This window comes from Leptospira gomenensis (genome assembly GCF_004770155.1).
GTDB lineage: Bacteria > Spirochaetota > Leptospiria > Leptospirales > Leptospiraceae > Leptospira > Leptospira gomenensis.
On sequence record NZ_RQFA01000014.1, the window covers coordinates 25,989 to 46,570 of the forward strand.

Annotated in this window: 17 protein-coding genes; 7 read left to right on the forward strand and 10 right to left on the reverse strand. The window is 47.9% G+C overall.

Annotation, left to right across the window (positions count from 1 at the left end):
- Positions 1–304 precede the first annotated feature (304 nt).
- Positions 305–1,252: a thioredoxin-disulfide reductase gene (gene trxB, locus EHQ17_RS02500; RefSeq protein WP_135595779.1), complete on the forward strand. Its 948-nt coding sequence runs from the start codon at positions 305–307 to the stop codon at positions 1,250–1,252.
- Positions 1,253–1,382: 130 nt separating this feature from the next.
- Here the strand turns inward: trxB and EHQ17_RS02505 are convergent, their stop codons facing one another.
- Both EHQ17_RS02505 and EHQ17_RS02510 read right to left on the reverse strand, forming a co-directional pair.
- Entirely contained in the window at positions 1,383–2,129 is a 747-nt protein-coding gene (locus tag EHQ17_RS02505; RefSeq protein ID WP_135595778.1) for a hypothetical protein, read from the reverse strand.
- A gap of 47 nt (positions 2,130–2,176) precedes the next feature.
- A complete protein-coding gene (locus EHQ17_RS02510) occupies positions 2,177–3,088 on the reverse strand; it encodes an early set domain-containing protein (protein ID WP_135595777.1) in 912 nt (303 codons plus the stop codon).
- A 217-nt stretch (positions 3,089–3,305) separates the two neighbouring features.
- Here EHQ17_RS02510 and EHQ17_RS02515 point away from each other — a divergent pair, with 217 nt between their 5' ends.
- Positions 3,306–6,986: a tetratricopeptide repeat protein gene (locus EHQ17_RS02515; RefSeq protein WP_135736132.1), complete on the forward strand. Its 3,681-nt coding sequence runs from the start codon at positions 3,306–3,308 to the stop codon at positions 6,984–6,986.
- A 116-nt stretch (positions 6,987–7,102) separates the two neighbouring features.
- Here the strand turns inward: EHQ17_RS02515 and EHQ17_RS02520 are convergent, their stop codons facing one another.
- Positions 7,103–7,642: a hypothetical protein gene (locus EHQ17_RS02520; RefSeq protein WP_425460669.1), complete on the reverse strand. Its 540-nt coding sequence runs from the start codon at positions 7,640–7,642 to the stop codon at positions 7,103–7,105.
- A 139-nt stretch (positions 7,643–7,781) separates the two neighbouring features.
- On the opposite strand from EHQ17_RS02520, the gene serA reads away from it, so the two are divergent.
- Positions 7,782–9,005: a phosphoglycerate dehydrogenase gene (serA, locus tag EHQ17_RS02525; protein ID WP_135593102.1), complete on the forward strand. Its 1,224-nt coding sequence runs from the start codon at positions 7,782–7,784 to the stop codon at positions 9,003–9,005.
- Positions 9,006–9,140: 135 nt separating this feature from the next.
- Positions 9,141–9,446: a PilZ domain-containing protein gene (locus EHQ17_RS02530; protein WP_135593106.1), complete on the forward strand. Its 306-nt coding sequence runs from the start codon at positions 9,141–9,143 to the stop codon at positions 9,444–9,446.
- 222 nt (positions 9,447–9,668) lie between these two features.
- Here the strand turns inward: EHQ17_RS02530 and EHQ17_RS02535 are convergent, their stop codons facing one another.
- From EHQ17_RS02535 to EHQ17_RS02565, 7 genes are all read right to left on the reverse strand, one after another.
- Positions 9,669–9,884 carry a hypothetical protein gene (locus tag EHQ17_RS02535; protein ID WP_135593100.1) on the reverse strand — a complete coding sequence of 72 codons (216 nt, stop codon included), beginning with the start codon at positions 9,882–9,884 and terminating at the stop codon, positions 9,669–9,671.
- Positions 9,885–10,065: 181 nt separating this feature from the next.
- Complete coding sequence (locus EHQ17_RS20075) at positions 10,066–11,424, reverse strand: LIC11996 family lipoprotein (RefSeq protein WP_135593098.1); 1,359 nt, start codon at positions 11,422–11,424, stop codon at positions 10,066–10,068.
- 96 nt (positions 11,425–11,520) lie between these two features.
- Positions 11,521–12,876 (reverse strand): LIC11996 family lipoprotein, encoded by a 1,356-nt coding sequence (locus EHQ17_RS02545; RefSeq protein WP_135593096.1) that lies wholly within the window; start codon positions 12,874–12,876, stop codon positions 11,521–11,523.
- Positions 12,877–12,886: 10 nt separating this feature from the next.
- Positions 12,887–13,732, reverse strand: coding sequence for an LA_0442/LA_0875 N-terminal domain-containing protein (locus EHQ17_RS02550; RefSeq protein ID WP_246057344.1), 846 nt, complete (start codon positions 13,730–13,732; stop codon positions 12,887–12,889).
- A 208-nt stretch (positions 13,733–13,940) separates the two neighbouring features.
- Complete coding sequence (locus EHQ17_RS02555) at positions 13,941–14,816, reverse strand: alpha/beta fold hydrolase (protein WP_135595737.1); 876 nt, start codon at positions 14,814–14,816, stop codon at positions 13,941–13,943.
- Positions 14,813–15,289, reverse strand: coding sequence for a DUF309 domain-containing protein (locus EHQ17_RS02560; protein WP_135595738.1), 477 nt, complete (start codon positions 15,287–15,289; stop codon positions 14,813–14,815). The genes EHQ17_RS02555 and EHQ17_RS02560 overlap by 4 nt, the downstream gene beginning before the upstream one ends.
- Positions 15,286–16,818, reverse strand: a complete 1,533-nt coding sequence (locus EHQ17_RS02565; protein WP_135595739.1) for an aldo/keto reductase — start codon at positions 16,816–16,818, stop codon at positions 15,286–15,288. The genes EHQ17_RS02560 and EHQ17_RS02565 overlap by 4 nt, the downstream gene beginning before the upstream one ends.
- A gap of 276 nt (positions 16,819–17,094) precedes the next feature.
- Here EHQ17_RS02565 and EHQ17_RS02570 point away from each other — a divergent pair, with 276 nt between their 5' ends.
- The 3 genes from EHQ17_RS02570 to EHQ17_RS02580 are packed head-to-tail and all read left to right on the forward strand — an operon-like array spanning position 17,095 to position 20,438.
- Positions 17,095–17,775: a succinate:quinone oxidoreductase gene (locus EHQ17_RS02570; RefSeq protein WP_135595740.1), complete on the forward strand. Its 681-nt coding sequence runs from the start codon at positions 17,095–17,097 to the stop codon at positions 17,773–17,775.
- An 18-nt stretch (positions 17,776–17,793) separates the two neighbouring features.
- Positions 17,794–19,707 (forward strand): fumarate reductase/succinate dehydrogenase flavoprotein subunit, encoded by a 1,914-nt coding sequence (locus EHQ17_RS02575; RefSeq protein WP_135595741.1) that lies wholly within the window; start codon positions 17,794–17,796, stop codon positions 19,705–19,707.
- Positions 19,707–20,438, forward strand: a complete 732-nt coding sequence (locus EHQ17_RS02580; protein ID WP_135595742.1) for a succinate dehydrogenase/fumarate reductase iron-sulfur subunit — start codon at positions 19,707–19,709, stop codon at positions 20,436–20,438. Before EHQ17_RS02575 ends, EHQ17_RS02580 begins: the two co-directional genes overlap by 1 nt.
- Positions 20,439–20,582 lie beyond the last annotated feature (144 nt).

Here is a 20,582-nt window from a genome sequence, read left to right on the forward strand (position 1 = left end):
AGTTCCCGCGAAACTTTGTCGGACCAATCGTAGAAAAGCGGGAGGTCCCGCGAAACTTTGTCGGACCAATCGTGGGAAAGCGGGAGGTCCCGCGAAACTTTGTCGGGCCAATCGTGGGAAAGCGGGAGTTCCCGCGAAACTTTGTCGGACCAATCGTGGGAAAGCGGGAGTTCCCGCATTCTAAAATGAATCCCAAGAATCGAAAAACGTTTTCCATTCTTTTTAATTTAAAAAAGGATCTACTTTACACAAAAACAGTCTAAAAAACAAAATAAATTTAGAATCATTCTAAATCGAGGAAAGTATGGTCCACAAAATCGTCGTTATCGGCTCCGGTCCTGCCGGCCACACAGCAGCTATTTACGCAGCCCGCGCAAATTTAAATCCGGTGATGTATGAAGGGTTTATGGCGGGAGGCATTGCAGCGGGAGGTCAACTTACCACTACGACCGAAGTGGAAAATTTTCCGGGATTTCCGGAAGGAATCGATGGGACCGAACTTACGCAAAAATTTCGCGAACAATCCATCAAATACGGAACAAAAATAATCACCCAAACGATAACCAAGGTGGATTTCTCCGGTTCTCCCTTTAAGCTCTGGTCAGACGATGAACTGATCGAAGCGGAAGCCGTCATCATAGCGACAGGAGCCACCGCCAAACGAATGAATGTAACGGGGGAAGACTCATATTGGCAACGCGGAATTTCTGCTTGTGCGGTCTGCGATGGAGCTCTTCCGATCTATCGGAACAAGGAATTGGCTGTCGTGGGCGGAGGAGATTCCGCAGTGGAAGAAGCATCACATCTTACCAAGTTCGCATCCAAGGTGTATTTGGTTCACAGAAGGGACACGTTACGCGCTTCTAAAATCATGCAAAAGCGGGCGGCCACCCACCCTAAGATAGAAATCATCTGGAATTCTCAGGTAAAAGAAGCGAAAGGTGATGGTAAAAATCTAACAGCGCTCACGCTTGAAAATACGGTGGACGGTCAAACGAAGGAGCTTTCGGTCGGAGGACTTTTTTATGCGATCGGTCACAAACCGAACACCGAAATTTTCCAAGGTATTTTGGATCTCGACGAAAGCGGATATATAAAAACGATTCCGGGAACGACTCGCACAAACGTCGAAGGTGTTTTTGCGGCGGGAGACGTTCAAGATAAGATTTACAGACAAGCGATTACGGCCGCCGGCTCCGGTTGTATGGCTGCGCTCGAAGCGGAACGTTGGCTGGAATCTAGAGAAGAATAACCCGGCGCGTATCACGGAACGGTCGTATGAGTGCGCCGGGCGAAGCCCGGCGCACTCATCACTGGAATAATTTCTCAACATTTCCTATATTAGAAATACGGAATCTATTTTTCGGAGTACAGAAAACGATTTAGGGTTTCTCAACGAGCATTCCGCGCGCCTTTTTGATATCATAGATATAAAAAGTTGTCTCGGGTAAACTCGACGGGGGGGAAGGTTTCTTTTTTTTCGATTCTTCCTTTTCTTCTTCCAAACTTACGATCATAACGAGTTTTTCTTTTCCGGCGGAAGGAAGGATTTTTTCCAACGAATATTTACGCGGCAGAACTCCCGTCAAACTTGCGTTAAACGGATTATAAACGAAAACCTGTTTGCGATCCCTCTGATTTAAAAAACCGTCCTTGTTCGTATCCTCCGTCATTCCCACAAGAATCAGATTTTTTCCGGTGTCGATCCCAGCGTAGAGAACTGCGTCCGTTTCGGATTCTTCCGATGTTTCACCGATTTCGTGTTCGTTTTTAATTCCGGTAAAATAGTCCCAGATATAAACATTACGAAGGAATAATTTTCTCGGCTTCCCTGTTTCCAAATCGATCACGGTCACATTACGCGCGTGATTTAACGTCTTACGAGAACCCGCCACGGTTTCCCTGGAAAGTTCGAACGGATAAAAGAGAAATCGATCCCAAAGAATAACGGAATGATTGAGAAGGTCGTTGCTTCGATCGGAAAGAACGATCGGTTCTTCTTTGGAAGAGCCTGGTTCCACCAATTCTACACCTCGGTCAAGAATGAACCAACTTTTAGATAAGGTGAAAACGAGGATCCCGACTACGATGATTCCGAACACATACACGCCGAGCCGGAACTTTTCCATGAGTAGAAAAACGTCGGGGAAAAATCCAGGTCAATGAAAAAAAGAACCTATTTCGATTCCAAAGCGTAAGAACGTTCCGGAACGGAGAGAAAGGAGGATATCTCTCCCACTTCTTCCCGCAATCTCGTGTTTTGGTTGAACATATCCAAAACGGTTTTTCCGTCTTTGACGAAATTGTAAAGATAGGTTCCGGGTTTCATCTTTTTGATTAGCGTGAACGTTCCGTTCGATTCCCGTTTGAGGATATCCTCTTCTGGATCCCAGTGATTGAAGTCCCCGATCAAAGAGATCATTTCCGCATCGGGAGCGTAGATACGAAATTCCACGGTTCTAAATTCCAATTCTTCGTAGGGAGAATCCTCCAAAATCCTTGCAGTCGCGTGTTTATCCGGACCGGAAGGAACGGCGATCAATCTCGAAATGAGGGATCCGTCCCCGTCTTCCGCAGAATCGGAGTTAGACGGATCGTGGGTAAACAGACCGTCCACCCGGAACTTGTATTCGAAAATTTTTAAATCCTCCCGAATCGAGTCCCTACTTTCCGGATTGAATACGGTATAAAAAACTCCGTGGTCGTTCTTTTTCAGAGGAATACATCTCCAAAGCGAAAAATTTCCGCAAACGGCGACTTCCTCGTTTTCAATACCTTCAAAGGTGAACAGGATTCCCCGGTTCAAGAGTTTTCCAGTCTCCAACGAAAGAGAGGAATCGATATAACGAATGTAGCGGGGAGGAACGGCGCGTTTGAGTTTTTCCATCTGCCAATAATAGTAAATTTTCTCTTTTTCCACGGGCTCCAGAAAATCCTCGTAGTCTTCCGACGAAAAAGAACCGATCCAATCTCCCGCGTCGTCCGCTCCGACGGCGACGGTGATCGTTAGTAGGAGAGCGAATAATACTTTTGTTTTGGGAATCGATTTCATTCTGAATAAAGATTCGATCCGTTTTTGAAAAAGCATAAGGTAATTCTAAAAAGAATACTCGGAAAGGAATCGGGCCGTGGTAAAATCGGACATAAGACGAGGACTTTATGGAAACGAGGGAGTTCCCACACAACTTTGTCGGTCCAAGGAAAACGGGAGAGTTCCCCCACCTCCTTCGTTTCCGGGAAAAAACCGCCCCGTTTTTTTCGGAAGGGAATTCGAAAGAGTTCCGATATAATGTAGCAAGGAAATCATGGCTGAGGCGAATTCTACCCCACTCAACGAAGCGGAATTAGAACAAGTTCGTTCTATTCTCCAGCCTCTGACAAAAAATCCCGACATTTCGGAAGAATTAAACCCGATGTTATCCGTATTTCGGGAGAAGATGGGATATGGAGCCCCCGTTTCTTCCGACGAGGACGAAGACCAAGAAGAAACCGGACCAAAAACCGACTCCGACCGGCCTACTTCTTCCGACGACGATTTCGACTTCGACAAAGACGATTTCGAAGAACCCGCCCGTCCGCAACGTCCCGCTACAAAAAATTTCGACGACGATGACATCGATTTAGACGAACTTTTAGCAGAACCTACCCAAAGTGCATCCTCAAAGACCGACGATTCCGATTCTTTCTCGGACTTCGGAATGGATTCCGAACCTACATCGACCCCCGGAGAATCCGATCCGTTCGCAGACTTAGGAACCGGACCTTCCTCCGAAAACGCACCCGACCCAGACGCGGATCCGTTCGGAGGACTGGATGATTTCGGTTCCACACCCGCTTCCGCAGAAGCAGATCCATTCGCAGACTTAGGAACCGGAGCGGATCCCGGAAACGCACCCGACACAGACGCGGATCCGTTTGGAGGACTGGATGATTTCGGTTCCACACCCGCTTCCGCAGAAGCTGATCCGTTTGCAGATTTCGGAACCGGACCTACACCCGGAAACGCACCCGACACAGACGCGGATCCGTTTGGAGGACTGGATGATTTCGGTTCCACACCCGCTTCCGCAGAAGCAGATCCATTCGCAGACTTAGGAACCGGAGCGGATCCCGGAAACGAGTTTGGAATCTCCGAACCTACCGGTGGAGGAGATTCATTCGATGATTTTTTATCCTCGGAACCGAACACAACTTCCGGAGGAGAAGACGATTTTTTTACGCAACCGATGGACGCGGGCTCGGCCCCCGATTCCGATCCGTTTGCGGACTTTGGGAATCTGGGAACCCCGTCCGGACAAGATCCGTTTTCCGACCTTTCCTCATCCTCGACATCCTCGGAGGATCCGTTTGCGGATTTCGTACCTTCCTCCGAAGACGACACGTTATCCGACATCCCGAGCTCGGAACCTTCGTTTGATACGTTTAGTCCGGATCTAGGAGACGATTCGGGAGGCGATTTCGATTCGGGGAATTCATTCGGATTGGAAGCCGATCTGCAAGGACTTGCGAGTGACGAAAAGCAGGAAATCGACAAAGGCCTCAAGGACGAAGAATTAGCCGTCATTCAGAAGGAAATCCTTCGTTATCCGCCGACTTTGAGAAGAGCGGTGATCGACGCGATCGTACAGGATCGGCTGACGACGCGCGATCAAAAGGGTCTATTAGAATTAATTAAAATAGAAAGTTCCCCCGAAGAAATCGCCGATTTCCTTTCCGGTGCGTTAGGAGAAACAGTATCCGTTTCGCAAAGGGGAAGCGGCTTTTCCAAAGACGGAGTTCCGATCATTTCGACGGATCCGATCTACACCAAAGAAGGATTACAAAGACAGAGGAAAGCGGTACGACGCACCATTTTTGCGATCGCGGCGTCTTTGTTATTCGTCGTGGGAGGAACCTTATTCTACAGAAACTTCATAGTTCCCAACCAGGCCGCCCAATACTACGACCAAGGATTGGAACTCATCCGAGAGGCCGCCGCCTATCCGAAAAACAGCGAATCTAGAAAGAAAAAATTTATGGAAGCGGAAGACGCGTTCGCGCGCGGAGAAAACATACTCCCCAACCATCTCAAATATCTGAACTTATACGGAACGGAATATACGCGCGTGGAAGAATACGACCGCGCGTTCGAAAAACTTTTTGGTAAAGTAAGCCCCGACTTCGGAGCCGGACCGGAAGAACCTTCCTCAAACGCCTGGGACAAACGCGAGAAGGTTCCCATCATCGCCCTCGCCAAAGGACAAATTTGGGATAACTCCAAATTACCGTTGGCCGGAAAAATCGGAAACGAAAACAGAATGGTTCTCGTGGCTCAGGACGGAATTTCCCGTAAAATCCAAAAAGCCGGCGCGTATATCGTCATGCGTCTGGAAAAACAAACCCACGACAACGCGACCTACCGAAACCTCGGAAGATTCCACTCCTCAATAATGCCTTCTTTCACCGAATCATCGTTAGGCGGTAGTAGATATAAGAACGACCAATTGGCGATCAACTTCTACAAACAGGTCTTTACGGACGGCAACGAACCCTACGACGAGGAGTCCACCGCGGGCATCGCCAAGGTATATTACAACAGACGGGAATTCGGAAAAGCGGCTTCCTTTTACAATAAGATCGTGGAAATCGATCCGTCCAGTCCCGCGGGCCAAGGCGGACTTTTGTCAACGTATATAGAAATGTGGAAAGAGGACGGAAATCCGCAGTTCGTCATCAATCACCACAGACAGATCAAAAACAATCTGGACATAGAGAAAAAACTTTCCTTATACGTCCTTTCCAAACTCGCCTCTTTTTACACCGATCTGAACAAAAAAGAACTGAGAATTCGTTACAACATCAATCCGGTGGATCAGGTTTCGGGAATGGAAGTCAACGACAACGCGCTCGAAATCCTGGACCTAGTATATCACAAAACAGAAGAGGACTTGGTAACCGGAGTAGAACGCGACGGAGCCGACTACGCCGAAGGATATTATCAAAGGGGAAGATACTTCTCTTCGATCAAGGAATCGATTCAAGCAAGAAGGTTTTTCGAAAAAGCCGCCACCTTAGATCCCGCCCACTACCTCGCCACGATGGAATTGGCCGAAAACGCGATCCGTCTCGCGAACTTCGGAGAGGCGGATAAATTGTTAAACGAAGCGATAAAACGTTTCGAAAACTACAAACAAAGTTACGGAACCAGGGAAGAAGACGAAACCTTGATCCAAGGAAATCTAGGACGGATTTATTTCGACAAAGCGCGGATCCAATACCTCTCGGCTGCTGGAATCCAGGAGAAGGATAAAATCACCGAGTTCCCCGGCAAAAAAATCTATCCGTTCCGCGCAAGAACTCCTATGGATTCGGTCGCGAAAGTAAGGTCGCTGGAACTCAAAAATTCTTTGGAGGGATTCGCAAAAGCGGAAGCGATTCAATCCGACGAAAACGAGTTTCTATTGATTCGCAGATGGAGAACCCCATTGCCCGCGTCCATCCAAAGGGAACTTCGTTATTTCAAAGGTTGGGTCGAATATATGAGCGGGGATTTCGCCGCGTCCTTGAACGAATGGTCCGGCTTCGAAGACGAGGACGAATACAACCACTCCACACTTCTGATGGGAAAAGCGAACGCTTTCTTTTACACGGGACAATACAAGGCCAGTCTCGGAAATTATCTCAAGGTTCAGGACGATATGGAAGGAAGACTCCTCAACATGGGACTTCCCAAACCGGACGATCCGTACCATCAGGAAGTCTATCAGACGTTAGTCGCCGCTTACAACAATATAGGCGCCGTATACGAAAAACAAGGAAATACAGCGGAAGCTCTCAAACACTACTGGAAAGCGATCGAGACGGCCCGCAAGATCAACGAGGTTTCCGAAATCGCCATGTCCAACAAGGATCTGATGTTCAAAAAGGAGGCGATCGGACAGGATCCTCTTTTGGAAGACTGGCTTTCCCCGACCTTGGACAGCATCAAAAAACTCACCCGGGAGTGATCTTCACGACGAAAACAACTTCCTACAACGGGGGTCGCCCGGTTTTCTCCACAAAACGGGTGTTCGTCGAATCGTAATCCCGGAACGGATTTCCGGAACGTTCCTTTCCTATAAAATTAAAGATTAAGAATATTCAGTTTCGCTTGTGTATCCAGCTTTTCCCGAAGCGATCGAAGCGACTGTTGGAGTCTGTTTTTTTCCCCCGTGGAAAGAAGTTGGTTGGTCGTTTTTTCGCGCGAGGAAAAGCTAAGGGTGATCTCCTTGGCGTTTTGGATCTTATCGGCGACGTCGATCGGAAGTAAGGAAGAAATACGCATCGATTCCGAGTAATCCGTCCCCACCTTTCTCAGATTGAACCAGGTCCCGTCCAGGCGCAACGAAACGCCGATCGGAAAACTCACCTCGAAGGAACTCAGGAAATATTCCAGATAAAGGATTTTTTCCCCGTTCGTGTTCTTATAAATTCCGCGAAAGCTGAGCGATTTTGGGTCGCCCGCGGAACACCAAACGTGGAATCCGGGACAAAGCGGCTCGGTGCTAAAAAGCACCTGCTCCAAAGCCGGTTCCGGAACCTGACGAACGTCCGCGGAAGAACACGCAAAAAAACAAAACACCGACGTCGAAATAAAAAATGAGGATAAGAGCGAATGTTTCAAAAAGAACCTCCGAGGGATTTCCTCCAGTTTTGCAGCGGAGTCCTGATTTGAAAGAAAATTCTAAAATCGCTCCGAACCGATGTCCGGGAAAAATTCAATTTTCAGGGAACGAGCCTCTGCAAACCTTGGTAACAGAACTATGATATCCTTTCCGAAAGATAAGATCAACGTACTCCTTTTAGAAAACGTCCATCAGGACGCATACGATCTCTTTAAGAACGACGGATTCAACGTCCGTCTTCTTCCCGCCGCGTTTTCCGAAAGCGAACTTCTGAGCGAGATCGAAAACGTCCACGTTTTAGGAATCAGAAGTAAAACCAACGTGACCGCGCCCGTTTTGGAAAAGGCGAAACGACTTCTGACGATCGGTTGTTTTTGTATCGGCACCAACCAAGTGGATTTATCCGGTGCGGAAAAAAAAGGAATCCCGGTGTTCAACGCACCATACTCGAATACCCGTTCGGTAGCGGAATTGGTAATTTCAGAAATCATCCTACTTGCCCGAAGAATTCCGGATCATATCCGAAACACACATTCCGGAATCTGGAATAAAATATCCAAAAACTGTTTCGAAGTCCGCGGAAAAACCCTCGGAATCGTAGGATACGGACATATCGGAAGTCAGGTTTCGGTTCTCGCGGAAGCGATGGGACTCAAAGTGATCTACTACGACGTGCAGACCGTGCTTCCTCTGGGAAACGCGACTCCGGTTGCGAGTTACGAGGAACTTCTCCGCAAAGCGGATTTTATCAGCTTTCACGTCCCCGAAACTCCGGAGACGATGAATCTTTACGGACAAAAGGAAATTCAAATCACAAAAAAAGGCGCGTATGTGATCAATCTTTCCCGGGGAAAAGTCGTGGATCTGGAAGCGCTGGCAGCCGCCATCCGCGCGGGTCAGATCGCGGGCGCGGGAGTGGACGTGTTTCCCGAAGAACCCGAATCCAACAACGATCCTTTTTTGACTCCGATGCAAAACCTGCCTAACGTGATTTTGACCCCGCATATCGGAGGAAGCACGGAAGAAGCCCAAAGGAACATCGGCTCGGAAGTTGCTTCGAAGTTGATCAAGTTCGTCAACAACGGCTCGACCACGTTTTCGGTGAATTTTCCGAATTTGGAAATCACTCCTCTTCCGAACGGCCAGTATCGAATCTTAAACGTTCATAAAAATCAACCCGGATTTTTGAAGGACATCAACTCTATGGTTTCGGAAATCGGAGCGAATATCAGTTCGCAACACTTGGGAACCAGCGCGGAAATCGGATATCTTTCCATGGTCATCGACAAATCCGTGGGAGACGAACTCAAAGAAAAGATCGAAAAACACCCCTTTTCGATCAAAACCAGGATTCTTTATTGAACGAATTGCCGTTTGCGGCGGCAATTCGTAGAAGGATTCACATGATGAAATCCTAATATAAAAAACGTTCCCTTCGGAAATAAATTTTCTGAATTTTACTTGCTTTTAGAGGCCCGTATTCCGTATTATTGTGCCATGCACTATAGCCGAATTCCGAATACAATCACAGTCTATTTTAGCGAACTGGCCGATCAGAGCCTTCGGCTGGCGGAAAATATTCTGAAAGGTCTGCTTCATAGAACCGATTCCCCTGTGGAACCCGGAACCGTCCTCGAATTGAAACTCGGAACGATCAGTCTTTCCGGGGCGATTCAGATCCCGGTCAAGGTGATTCGCTGTGAAAAAATTTCCGGATCGGAGTATGATCTTTATCTCAATTACACGGAAAAAGACTTCAACAAAGTGCAGGAAATCGAAGATCTGATCCGCGATCTTTCTTAAAACAAAGACGATCGCTCCGTAAAGAATCTCCGTCTTGACTCTGGAGATTTTTTCGCGCAAGCAAGAAACGTTCGAATCGATTCGAATCCGCAGAAAAGGTTTTTTGCTCTTCTCTATTTTGTTCCGAGAAAACGTTCCTCGATCTTTGATCGGAAACCACTTTCCTCCGCCTTCTTCTCTTTTTACTTTTTAAGAATACGGCGGGGGATCTCGAAACGGATTTTATGCTACGAAAAATTCCGCACGACTTATGTTCGCCAGTTCTACGGCGCTGGAAAGATTTTTCGAAGGGAAATAAACGATTTGTTCGCCGACGAGTTTTCGATTACGATCCAGTTCCACGCGAGAGCCGTCTTTGAGATGAAGAACGATATCGATCCCCCGATAGTTGATATACCTTTCCAACTGACTCTTAAACTTTGCACCCTGTTCTTGCATGGAAACTTCCTTAAAAATTGTTGAAAGGATGTTCTAGAAGTACGGACAAAAGTACAAGTATTTTTTTTCAAAGAGACAGAATTTTCTTACTGGGACGTTTCCGAACGGAATCGGAAATCCTTTCGGGATCGTTTTGCGGAAAACATACGACTCGATCTTACGAGCAAGAACGAAAGCGAACTTATTTCGAAGACGGAGTAATGGTTTCCTGTTCCGTCCAAGTCATTCCTCCGTCGATCGAAACATACCGTTTCAAAAGATGATCCGAAGGATTCGTAAACAAGTGAAGTTTTTCCGTGCCGCTATCGGTGACGAACGTTCCGAATACGGAGGTATAAACCGGAAGTAAGGGATCGGTAAACGTCGCCGATGGAAGAGGCATCGAAGTCAAATCGATCCCTGTCCAGTTCACTCCTTGATCGACCGATCGAAAGAGATACGGAACGTGTAGTTCTACGGAGTCCCTACTCGATATAAAAGAAACGAACGAAGCCGAAGTGGAGTGAAACGAACGAACCGAATTGATAAAATCGGAAGGAAGAATTCCCGGAGCGGAAAGGGTTTGCTGGTTTCCGTTGATTCCCAACGTTAAGGAACCGAAAGAGGTCAAATCTCCGATTCCCGTCGTGATTCGTACCGTATCCGTTGCGTTTTCCACAAAATAAGATTCTCCAAAATCCGGTTTTACGACTAAGTTCTGGAAACTCGGATATTGATCGAACGGAGGCGCTCCGAAATTCGCGGTGGTAAGATCCACCGTGGCCTGAGTAAACGCGGCGGCGGTTCCGTCGGATCCGAAAAAAGTGATGTCGCCTCCTCCCGTTCCATCGTAACACCACGCAATTCCGGGACCGACTTGGGCGAACTTTGTACAAGAGGTAGGACTGCTCATCACCCCTCCGATCAAAACCGGGGAGGAAAAATCTCCGGATCTTCCGTAACAAACGACCGATCCTCCGTTGACCGGAGCTTCACAACTGACTGCGTTTTCTACCGCGCCCCCGGCGGTGAGCGGTGCGTAACTATGGATTGCGTTTCCGGGAGAAACAGGATCCACTTTGATGAAATTCATACTGCTTCCGGAAGTAGGCAAAGAAGAACCGGACCAGAAATAGTGTTCGGCCGTTGCGCTATCCAACGTGTATAAATTCACCTGGAAAAGGAAGGAATAGACATGGGTTGTGTTCGAAGGTACGTATCCGTATCCGACCAATCGTACGTATTGCTCTCCGATCATGGGAACGTTCGTGGGTATGATTTCCGTGGAAGTTTCGTTCGCAATGATGAGATCGATTCGATTGCTCGAATCTCCCAAGGATCCGAACGATCTTCTCGCGAACGAGACGTAGGTGTTCGCATTCGCCTGGTTGAATCCGGCCAGATCGCCGGTGGATAAAAAGCCGGAATAGCCGTCGATGAAGTTGCTCCCCAAAAGGGACATCACAAGACTGAACGGATTCTTAGGATCGAAGAGATTTTCCTGAAAGCGAAAACACTGGAGTTGGATCAGAACCAATAATAAAACAGCTTTCGTTTTCATCGAACGCTCCCGTCGTATCCAATTCTATGATTCCGTTTTTATGCGGGATCCTTCTCCCATTTATAACCCATTTTTGAGGAACGATCCATATCTTTTTTATTGGGAAAGAGGTATATCCTGCAAAAGAGTCCAAGTCGCTCCCGCATCGGTACTGACATACCGAGACAAGGTGGTCGGCAATTCGTCGTTTCTTAAAAACGTATGGATCCGATCCGAAACCGCGTCGAAAGCTACGAAGGTTTCATAAATTTGCATATACTGAGCGCTCCAATCGCCTAACGTAGTGCTTGTCGGAAACGGCAACGTAGCAAAACTCACCAAAGAATACGTAGCTCCTCCGTCGTTGGTTCGCACTACGTACGGCACCGGATTGAGACCGTCCATATGAAGAAACCCGATGAATTCGCCGAACCCGCAACCGCTGGTGGAACAGAGATAATTTACGTCGCTGAAAACCGGACTCGTCAAAGCGTTCGGAATTCCGATACTTCCGTTTCCGTCAAAACCTCCGATCGGTCCCGCATACGAAGCAGCCGTCGCGTTCGTCAGATAATTGATCCGTATAGAATCCGTCAGCAAAGACGTATCGATAAAAACTCCCAGCCCTCCGAAGTAATAGGGAATCGTGAACATCGCATTGGTCGCCGCAACGAACGTAGGTCCTTGTGCATAACCGATCGGAAGGGTTCCTGCGAACGATAGCGTGCCCGACAACGCCGTCCCGTCAAAGATCGCGGTCGGCACGCTGTAGGGAGCACTCACCAAACTTTCGTAACAAACGAGATCGCCGATGGTATTCAGAAAGGCTTGTGTACAAGTCGTAGAAGTTCCTACGGGCGTCAAAGTTGCGGGAGGAGGAAAGGTGGAAGTAGTAAAACATCCCGCCGGACCGAAAGCAGGAGTACTTTCGCACCAAAAAAAGGAAGGCCCCGGGACGCTGCCCGCAAAATAGAACTGATGGATCTTATTTCCGGGTCCTTGGGGGAAAACCTCCGTAAACGTAAGACTGTCCCCTCCCACAGGAAGTACGACATCGGTCCAGTAAAAGTACCGATACGTACCGATCCCGCTCTGCACGGAAAAAAGCATATAAAACCCGGTCGAATGCGGGCCGAGTCCGATCAATTCCACTGCTCCAACATCTCCGCCCGGAATGTTTGTCGGAATTACGTCCGTACTCGTATCGTAGGCAAAAATAATATCGATTCGATTCCCCGGATTCGCGGCACCGAAGTAGCGGGTGATATAGGTAATGCTGATCCCCGGAGTGATTTCGCGAAATCTTTGCGCCGCGGAACCGAAAAACTGGTATCCCGGCTTTAAAGAAGACGCATCCGTAAATAAACTCCGCAAAAGACTGAACGGCGCCGTCGGATCCAGGGAATTTTCCTGAAATCGGTAACAGTTCCCCGAAAGAAGAAGAATGATAAAAAAGAAAATGATTCGTTTCATTACGGATTCCTTAAAAAAACCAATTGTATCTGGCTTCGGCTCTCCAGCCGAATGGCGAAGAAGAATACGAAGCGGCGGAGTTTGTCTGCGTTCCTTCCCGATAGGAATCCAACTGTAGACCTCTTTTGAGAATTTCTCCTTGCGGAGAAAGAACCGTTTCTTCCTGCTCCCAAGCGACACCCGTAAAATAAGAATGTGTGAGTTGAATCAGATAAATCAAAACGGTTCCCGTCGCCGCAGTTTGATAATCTTGAATCGCCTTTTTATAAGCAGCGCGTTTTTCACTCACATACCATTCCCCGAAGACCAAATTTCCTCCGAATTGCGCGAGTAACGTCGATTGATCGTAATCCGATTTTTTCTGCTGAATTTGATTCGCGCTCATTGCTGTAAAAACTACGCCGCCCCAAAATAAGGAACCGTAGACGATCGAAGTCTTTTTCCGTTCCGCCTTCCAATGCCCCCAACCCGGTAAAACGGCGGATCTCCAAACCAGACCCCAGCGACTCCTGGCTCCACCGGTTTTTACCGGTTCGGGAACCACCGCCTGCTCTTCGATTTTCTTTTGTTCGTCGGTGGTCTTTGCTTCTTGGAGTTTGCGTTCCTCTTCCTGACGAATCCGTTTGGCTTCCTCTTCGTTGACGTCCTTATAAATCACCTTCAAAATCGACTTTTTGGAAAACGTTTTCACCGAACCGTCTTCCGCTCGAACGGTGATGGCCTTTTCATTTTGTCCGGTCACGTCCCCTTTGAGAGAGGTTCCGTTTTTTAAAAGAATGGTCTGCACACCCCAAACGGATTGTGTCGTCAGAATCAGCAAAAACGGAAAAACAAATAAGAGTCCTATCTTCTTCAAAAAAATCTCCGTACGCACATTGAAACGAAGAAAAACCGAAAGAGACGGCTTTATTTCGCATTCTATTTTACGTACGAGATAGTAACCGGCTCTAAGTCTCTCTATCAATAACTTTTTATCGGAGTAAAAATATATTTCCTCTTATCTATAAGATGCCCGTTCGAATATAAAGTGCGAGAAATTCGAACGATTCGCTCGGAAACGGGGATTAGGAAATAAAACCGTGTTTTCGGTAGAATTCGTTTAACAAACGCACCAGACTTTCCGGTTGATCGTGGTGCATATTGTGACCCGCGTTTTCGATTTCGAAATATTCAAGATATTTAAAATGCGAAAGTATCTCGTCCCGATTTTCGGGCATCAGATGTGTCTCCTTACCGTAGACGATCATCGTAGGAGATTCGATACATTCCCAGAGATGTCTCGAGAGATGCGGGGAAAATACGAACGGGAAACCACGTTTGTAAAGGGGATCGTTCTTCCATTGAAAACCAGAGTCCGTTTCTTTCGTAAGATAACGAGCCAAGTCTTCGATTTTGCCGGCCGCCAGTCGTGGATAAACGGGTTTGAGTCGGGAGACGATTTCGTCGAAATTCCGAAACGTTTTGTTCTTTCTATCCTTGGTGCCGACCACGTTGTTCTCCAAGGTGTCCAACCAGACCTTCAGACGTTTTCTTTCATTTTCGAGTGAGGGAAGGGACATGAACCCCTCGAGACAAACCAGACTCAAAATTTTTTCCGGGTAAATTCCCGCAAAACGAGCCCCGATCCCTCCTCCCATCGAATGACCGAGAATATGAAACCGATCCGGCAGAAAACGGGAAACGAAGGTCTTTACGTCGGCCAGGGTTTGGATAAAGTTGTACGATCCTTCCCGAAGCCACTCGGAATCCCCGTGACCTCGATAATCGAAACGGAAGACGTCGAAGTGTTCGCATAAGAACGGAAACTGATACAGAAACGTATCCGAAGCGTCCTGAAAACCGTGAAATAAAAGAAGGGCGCGGTTTTTTCCGTTTTTATGGATCTTATAGGAAAGGTCGTAACCGCCCGATTGAAAAAATCCGTTTTCGATTTCGCTCATACGTTATCCGACACCTTGAATAATCGACGCCAATCCTCGGGCATACGTGGAATCGAGAAAGCAGAAAGTTTATCGGAAACCGGTTCATCCGCTTCGAAAAGTTCGAGCAAACGATCCAAAACCCGCAACAAAGTTTCCGTTTCCCCGCGACCGAATTCACTCAGAACGTCCGAAAGATACAACGAATTCAGTTTTTCCCGGGAACGTTCGGCCTGCATTCTAGCGCCTCTACCGTTCGGTTTTACGAAAATCTTATGGAGCGCCACCGAAAGTTGAATGAGGGCTTGAAAGAATATTTTTCTTTCCCCGGATTCCTTCTTCCATTGGAATTCCAAAACCTCGTGCGCTTCGAAGTATTTACCGGAACGAAAAAGCCGTTCCGCGTTTTGATAAGCGAAATCGACCGTCGTCTCCGGATCCGAAGTCGCGGTGATCGTTTCGAAAAGCGCCACGATTTCCGGGTCGAATTTCAAGGGAATTCCACCGACTTCAATTTCTCCGGTGCGACGAACGAAATCAGAAAGGAAGCGGCCGCGTCGTCCACGTATTCCTCCCGCCTCATTCCCAACAAAACGATCCCATCTTCCACCACCGAACAAAGCCAATGAAGCGCGGAACTGGAAAGATTGTTTCCGGAATATTGCGGAACGAACTTTACCAATTTCTCATAGAGCTCCCTACGATCGCGTACGGTTCGAAACGACACATAACGTTCCAAAACGGAAAGCGCTCCGTTTAGGGACTCGATGTATTCGTTGCGTTTTTGAATCCCGGCGATCGTTTCTACCTGAGAAATCAACTGCTGGACGATCGGAATGACGGTGCGTTCCAGAAATTGATTGAGGTGATCCTGATTTTGAAACTGATCCAGATACGGTTCGGTTACGTCCCGAAACGAATATTTATACGAACCCGCGGGAAGGATCGAAAGAAAACCCCGTTCCCAATCGTAGATTCCGTTCAACTGAAGACGCAACGTATCCAAAACCGAATCCGGATCCGCGTCGGGGTCGTAGGAAAGTCTGCGGATATTTCCGGAAGGAGCGATCGCGTTCAAGGGACGATTGATCAAAACGAGAAGACCGTTTTCCCGGGCGATTTCGATCAGATTTTTTCCTTCGAACTTTTTGTCCAAAAAACCGCGTTCCAAAAGATTTCCGGGAAACTGAACCGCGGCGAAACCAGATTCTTCCAGACCGAGTTCGTTTCGAACTTCCCCGGCAATCCGTAAAACGCGCGTTAAAGAAGTCGCCGTATAAACCTCCGGATCCTCCGGGAACGTGTTCGAAGAGATTCCGTAATGGAGGATTTTTCCTTCCTTTCTTTTGGATTCCAGAAAACGGAAGGCGTGTTTAATTCTTTCATAATATTGTAATGTCGCTTTTTCTTTCGGAACGTTATGCTTCTCCCGATCCATCAGGAAATATTCGGGGTTATGCAGAAGGAACACGTCCACGGTTTCCAAACCGAGACGTCTTAAGGAACGTTCGAGTTGATCTTCCAAAAAATCCGGGTGAATGCAGTGATAACAACCTTCGGAATAATACGTGATTTCCGGGAATTCGCGCCCTTGTTTTTCGAGATCAGAAACGATTTCCAAATTTTTTCCCTGAATGTAACCGGCCTTCGTGATGAGAAACACGTTCTCTCGGAGCAGTTCGGAACTTCGGATGGAATCACCCAGAACCTCTCCGATCAGAGATTCACTTTCTCCGTTGCCGTAATTGGAGGAAGTGTCGATTACGTTGAATCCGTTTTTCAAAGAATGTTGGAGAGCCTTGCGGTGATCCGGATTTTCCAAACCGATTCGATAGGAACCGAACGCGATTTTGGAAAGTATTTTGTTTCGAAACTGGATCGCCCGAGTCACGGAATTCCGGTCAGCTTCTCCTTCCTTCAAAAAGGAAGAACGTTGTAAAAAGGAGCGGGTCCCTTCCGCGGAAGAAGATCCCGGTAAGGAAGAGTTTTGGTAGAGAGATAGAAACGGATCGTTTGTATGCATGGGGAGTTTTCCGGATGAGTTTCGAACCGAGTTTCTTTCGCGTCGCACAAAAGGAAACGAAAAACAACCCGTCGAAACTCGGAGCTAATTGAGAAAGGTTCTTAATAACTTTCTCCGCAGGGATCAATTTTTTCCGTTCGAAATAAAAATGCTTTTCGTCTTAGCTCGTTTTTTTAGCTTACTTTTAGAAAGCAACGGTTCCTCAAAGGAGCCTTCTTTTTGAACATTCTAATTTTTCGATGAATTCTTTCCACCAAACAAACAGGAGAAAATGTAATGGATTTTAAGGCTGGATATCTCCGGTCTTCCATCGGGAGAAAAACTCTCGTGGCAGTGACCGGACTCGTTTATTTCGGCTTTGTGGTTGCTCATATGCTGGGGAATCTTCAGATCTTCCTCGGACAAGAAAGAATCAACGCATACGGCCAAGCACTGAGAGATATTTTACCCCTTCTCTGGGTAGCCAGAATCATTCTCATCGTCAGCTTTATCATACACGTTTACTACGCGATAAAACTCACGGTCGAAAACAAACAAGCCCGCCCCGTTCCTTACGCAAAACCGAACACGGTCCAGGCGACGCTTGCCTCCAGAACCATGGCTCTTACGGGATTATTGATTTTTTCGTTTCTCGTATATCACCTGCTGCACTTCACGTTAGGCGTCACCAATCCCGACCATTTCGCGATGACCGATTCCAAAGGAAGACACGACGTATTTACGATGGTGATTTTGGGTTTTCAAAATCCGATCGTATCCAGTTCTTATATCTTCGCGATGGTCTTACTCGCGTCTCATATCAGCCACGGCGTCGCGAGCGTGTTTCAGACCTTGGGTTTGAGCACTCCCTCCTTGAGCGGAAAGATCAAAGCGGGAGCGATCCTCTTTGCTTTGTTCATTTTTATCGGCAATACTTCCATCCCGCTTTCGATTTTGCTGGGATACGTTCATCCGTAATTCTTTGGAGAAACTTTCATGAGTTTAGATTCTAAAATTCCAAACGGCCCCATTGAGAAAAAATGGTCCAATCATAAGGCCGATATCAAGCTGGTAAACCCGGCCAATAAAAGAAAATTCGACATCATCGTAGTCGGTTCCGGTCTTGCGGGAGCTTCGGCATCCGCGACTCTCGCAGAACTCGGTTACAACGTAAAAACCTTCTGCTTTCAAGACAGTCCTCGTCGTGCGCACAGTATCGCGGCGCAAGGGGGAATCAACGCGGCGAAGAACTACCAAAACGACGGAGACTCCGTTCACAGATTGTTCTACGACACCGTAAAAGGCGGAGACTTTCGTGCAAGAGAAGCGAACGTGCATCGTCTTGCGGAAGTTTCGGTGAACATCATCGACCAGTGTGTGGCGCAAGGTGTTCCCTTTGCGAGAGAATACGGCGGACATCTTTCCAACCGTTCCTTCGGAGGAGCGCAAGTGTCCAGAACCTTCTACGCAAAAGGCCAAACCGGACAACAGCTTTTGTTGGGAGCCTACTCGGCGCTTTCCCGTCAGATCGGACTCGGCGCTGTGAAGATGTATCCTAGAACCGAGATGGTCGAGTTGATCGTCGTGGACGGTCACGCAAAAGGAATCGTGGTTCGCGATCTCGTAACCGGAAAACTTTCCACCCACATGGCGGACGCGGTCGTGCTCGGAACGGGCGGATACGGAAACGTATTCTTCCTTTCCACAAACGCGAAAGGTTGTAACGTAACCGCTACTTGGAAGGCGCACAAAAAAGGAGCGTTCTTTGCTAACCCTTGTTATACGCAAATTCACCCGACTTGTATTCCTGTTTCGGGAGATCATCAATCCAAACTGACTCTGATGTCCGAGTCCCTGCGAAACGACGGAAGAATCTGGGTTCCGAAAAAGAAAGGTGATACGCGCAATCCTGCTGACATCCCCGAATCGGAAAGAGATTATTACTTAGAAAGAAAGTATCCGAGTTACGGAAACCTTTCTCCCCGTGATATCGCATCCCGCGCTGCCAAAGAAGCCTGCGACGCGGGACTGGGCGTGGGAGAATCCGGTCAAGGTGTGTATCTGGATTTTGCGGATTCCATCCGACGTCTCGGCGAACCGAAGATCCGCGACCGTTACGAAAACCTCTTTCAGATGTATGAACAAATCACCGGGGAAAACCCGTACAAACAACCGATGAGAATTTATCCCGCAGTTCACTACACGATGGGCGGTCTTTGGGTCGATTACAACTTGATGAGCAACCTACCCGGTCTGTTCGTAATCGGAGAAGCGAACTTTTCCGATCACGGAGCGAATCGTCTCGGAGCATCGGCTCTGATGCAGGGACTTGCGGACGGATACTTCATTCTTCCGTATACGATCGGAAACTATCTCGCGGGTGCGGGATTCGGTTCCCGTCCGAGCGAAGATCATCCCGAAGCCAAAAAAGCGTTAAACGACGCGGAAGAAACTACGAAAAAACTTCTTTCCATCAACGGAAAAAGGACCGTGGATTCCTTCCATAGACAACTCGGTAAACTGATGTGGGACAAGTGCGGAATGGCGCGTAACGACAAAGGTCTGAAAGAAGCGTTAGCCGAAATCCCTAAGATCCGTGAAGAATTCTGGCAAAACGTAAACGTCCCCGGAAGCGGAGCCGAACTCAATCAGTCTTTGGAAAAAGCGGGAAGAGTCGCTGACTTCCTCGAGTTCGGAGAACTTCTCTGCCTCGACGCGTTGACCAGAGAAGAATCCTGCGGAGGTCACTTCCGCGAAGAATACCAAGAAGAAGGGGAAGCGAAACGGAACGACGATAAATTCTGTCACGCAACCGCTTGGGAATTCAACGGAGTCGGTAAAAAGCCAACCGAACACAGGGAAAAACTGGAGTTCGAAAACGTTCACCTCGCCACAAGGAGTTATAAATAATGGATCTGAAACTCAAAGTCTGGAGACAAAAAAGCGGAGAAGAAAAGGGAAAGATCGTAGACTACGACGCGAAAGATATTTCTCCGAACATGTCCTTCTTGGAAATGCTCGACGTGGTCAACGAAGAGATCATCACAAAGGGGGAAGATCCGATCGCGTTCGAACACGATTGTCGCGAGGGGATCTGCGGTTCCTGCAACCTGATGATCAACGGACAAGCGCACGGCCCTCACCAAGGTGTTACGACTTGCCAGCTTCACATGCGCTCCTTCAAAGACGGTGATACCGTTTATGTGGAACCCTGGAGAGCGAAGGCGTTTCCCGTCATCAAGGATCTCGTCGTAGATAGAAGCGCGTTTGACCGTATCATCCAATCCGGAGGTTTTATCAGCGTAAACACCGGCGGGGCTCCCGACGCAAACGCATTACCGATTCCTAAAGTGGACGCGGACGTTGCGATGGACGCGGCGACTTGTATCGGTTGCGGGGCTTGTGTCGCTTCTTGTAAGAATGCGAGCGCGATGTTGTTCGTTTCCGCGAAGATCACCCACCTCGGCTTGTTGCCGCAAGGAAAAGTGGAACAAAAAGAGCGCGTGAAGAAGATGATCAACGCGATGGACAAAGAAGGTTTCGGAAACTGCACAAACCAATACGAGTGCGAAGCGGTTTGCCCTAAATCGATCAAGAGAGATTTTATTCGGACGATGAACCGGGATTTTATTCTTTCTTAAAAACCGCAAAACGACGGGTTCCAGGATTCGCGATTTGACTTCCTCGAACCGAGCCGTTCTTTCAAGGCCGCCCTTTAAAGGGCGGCCTTTTTTATTTGCGCTCCGAGTTAGAAATCGACTTCGAATCTCTCCGAACGGGATCTT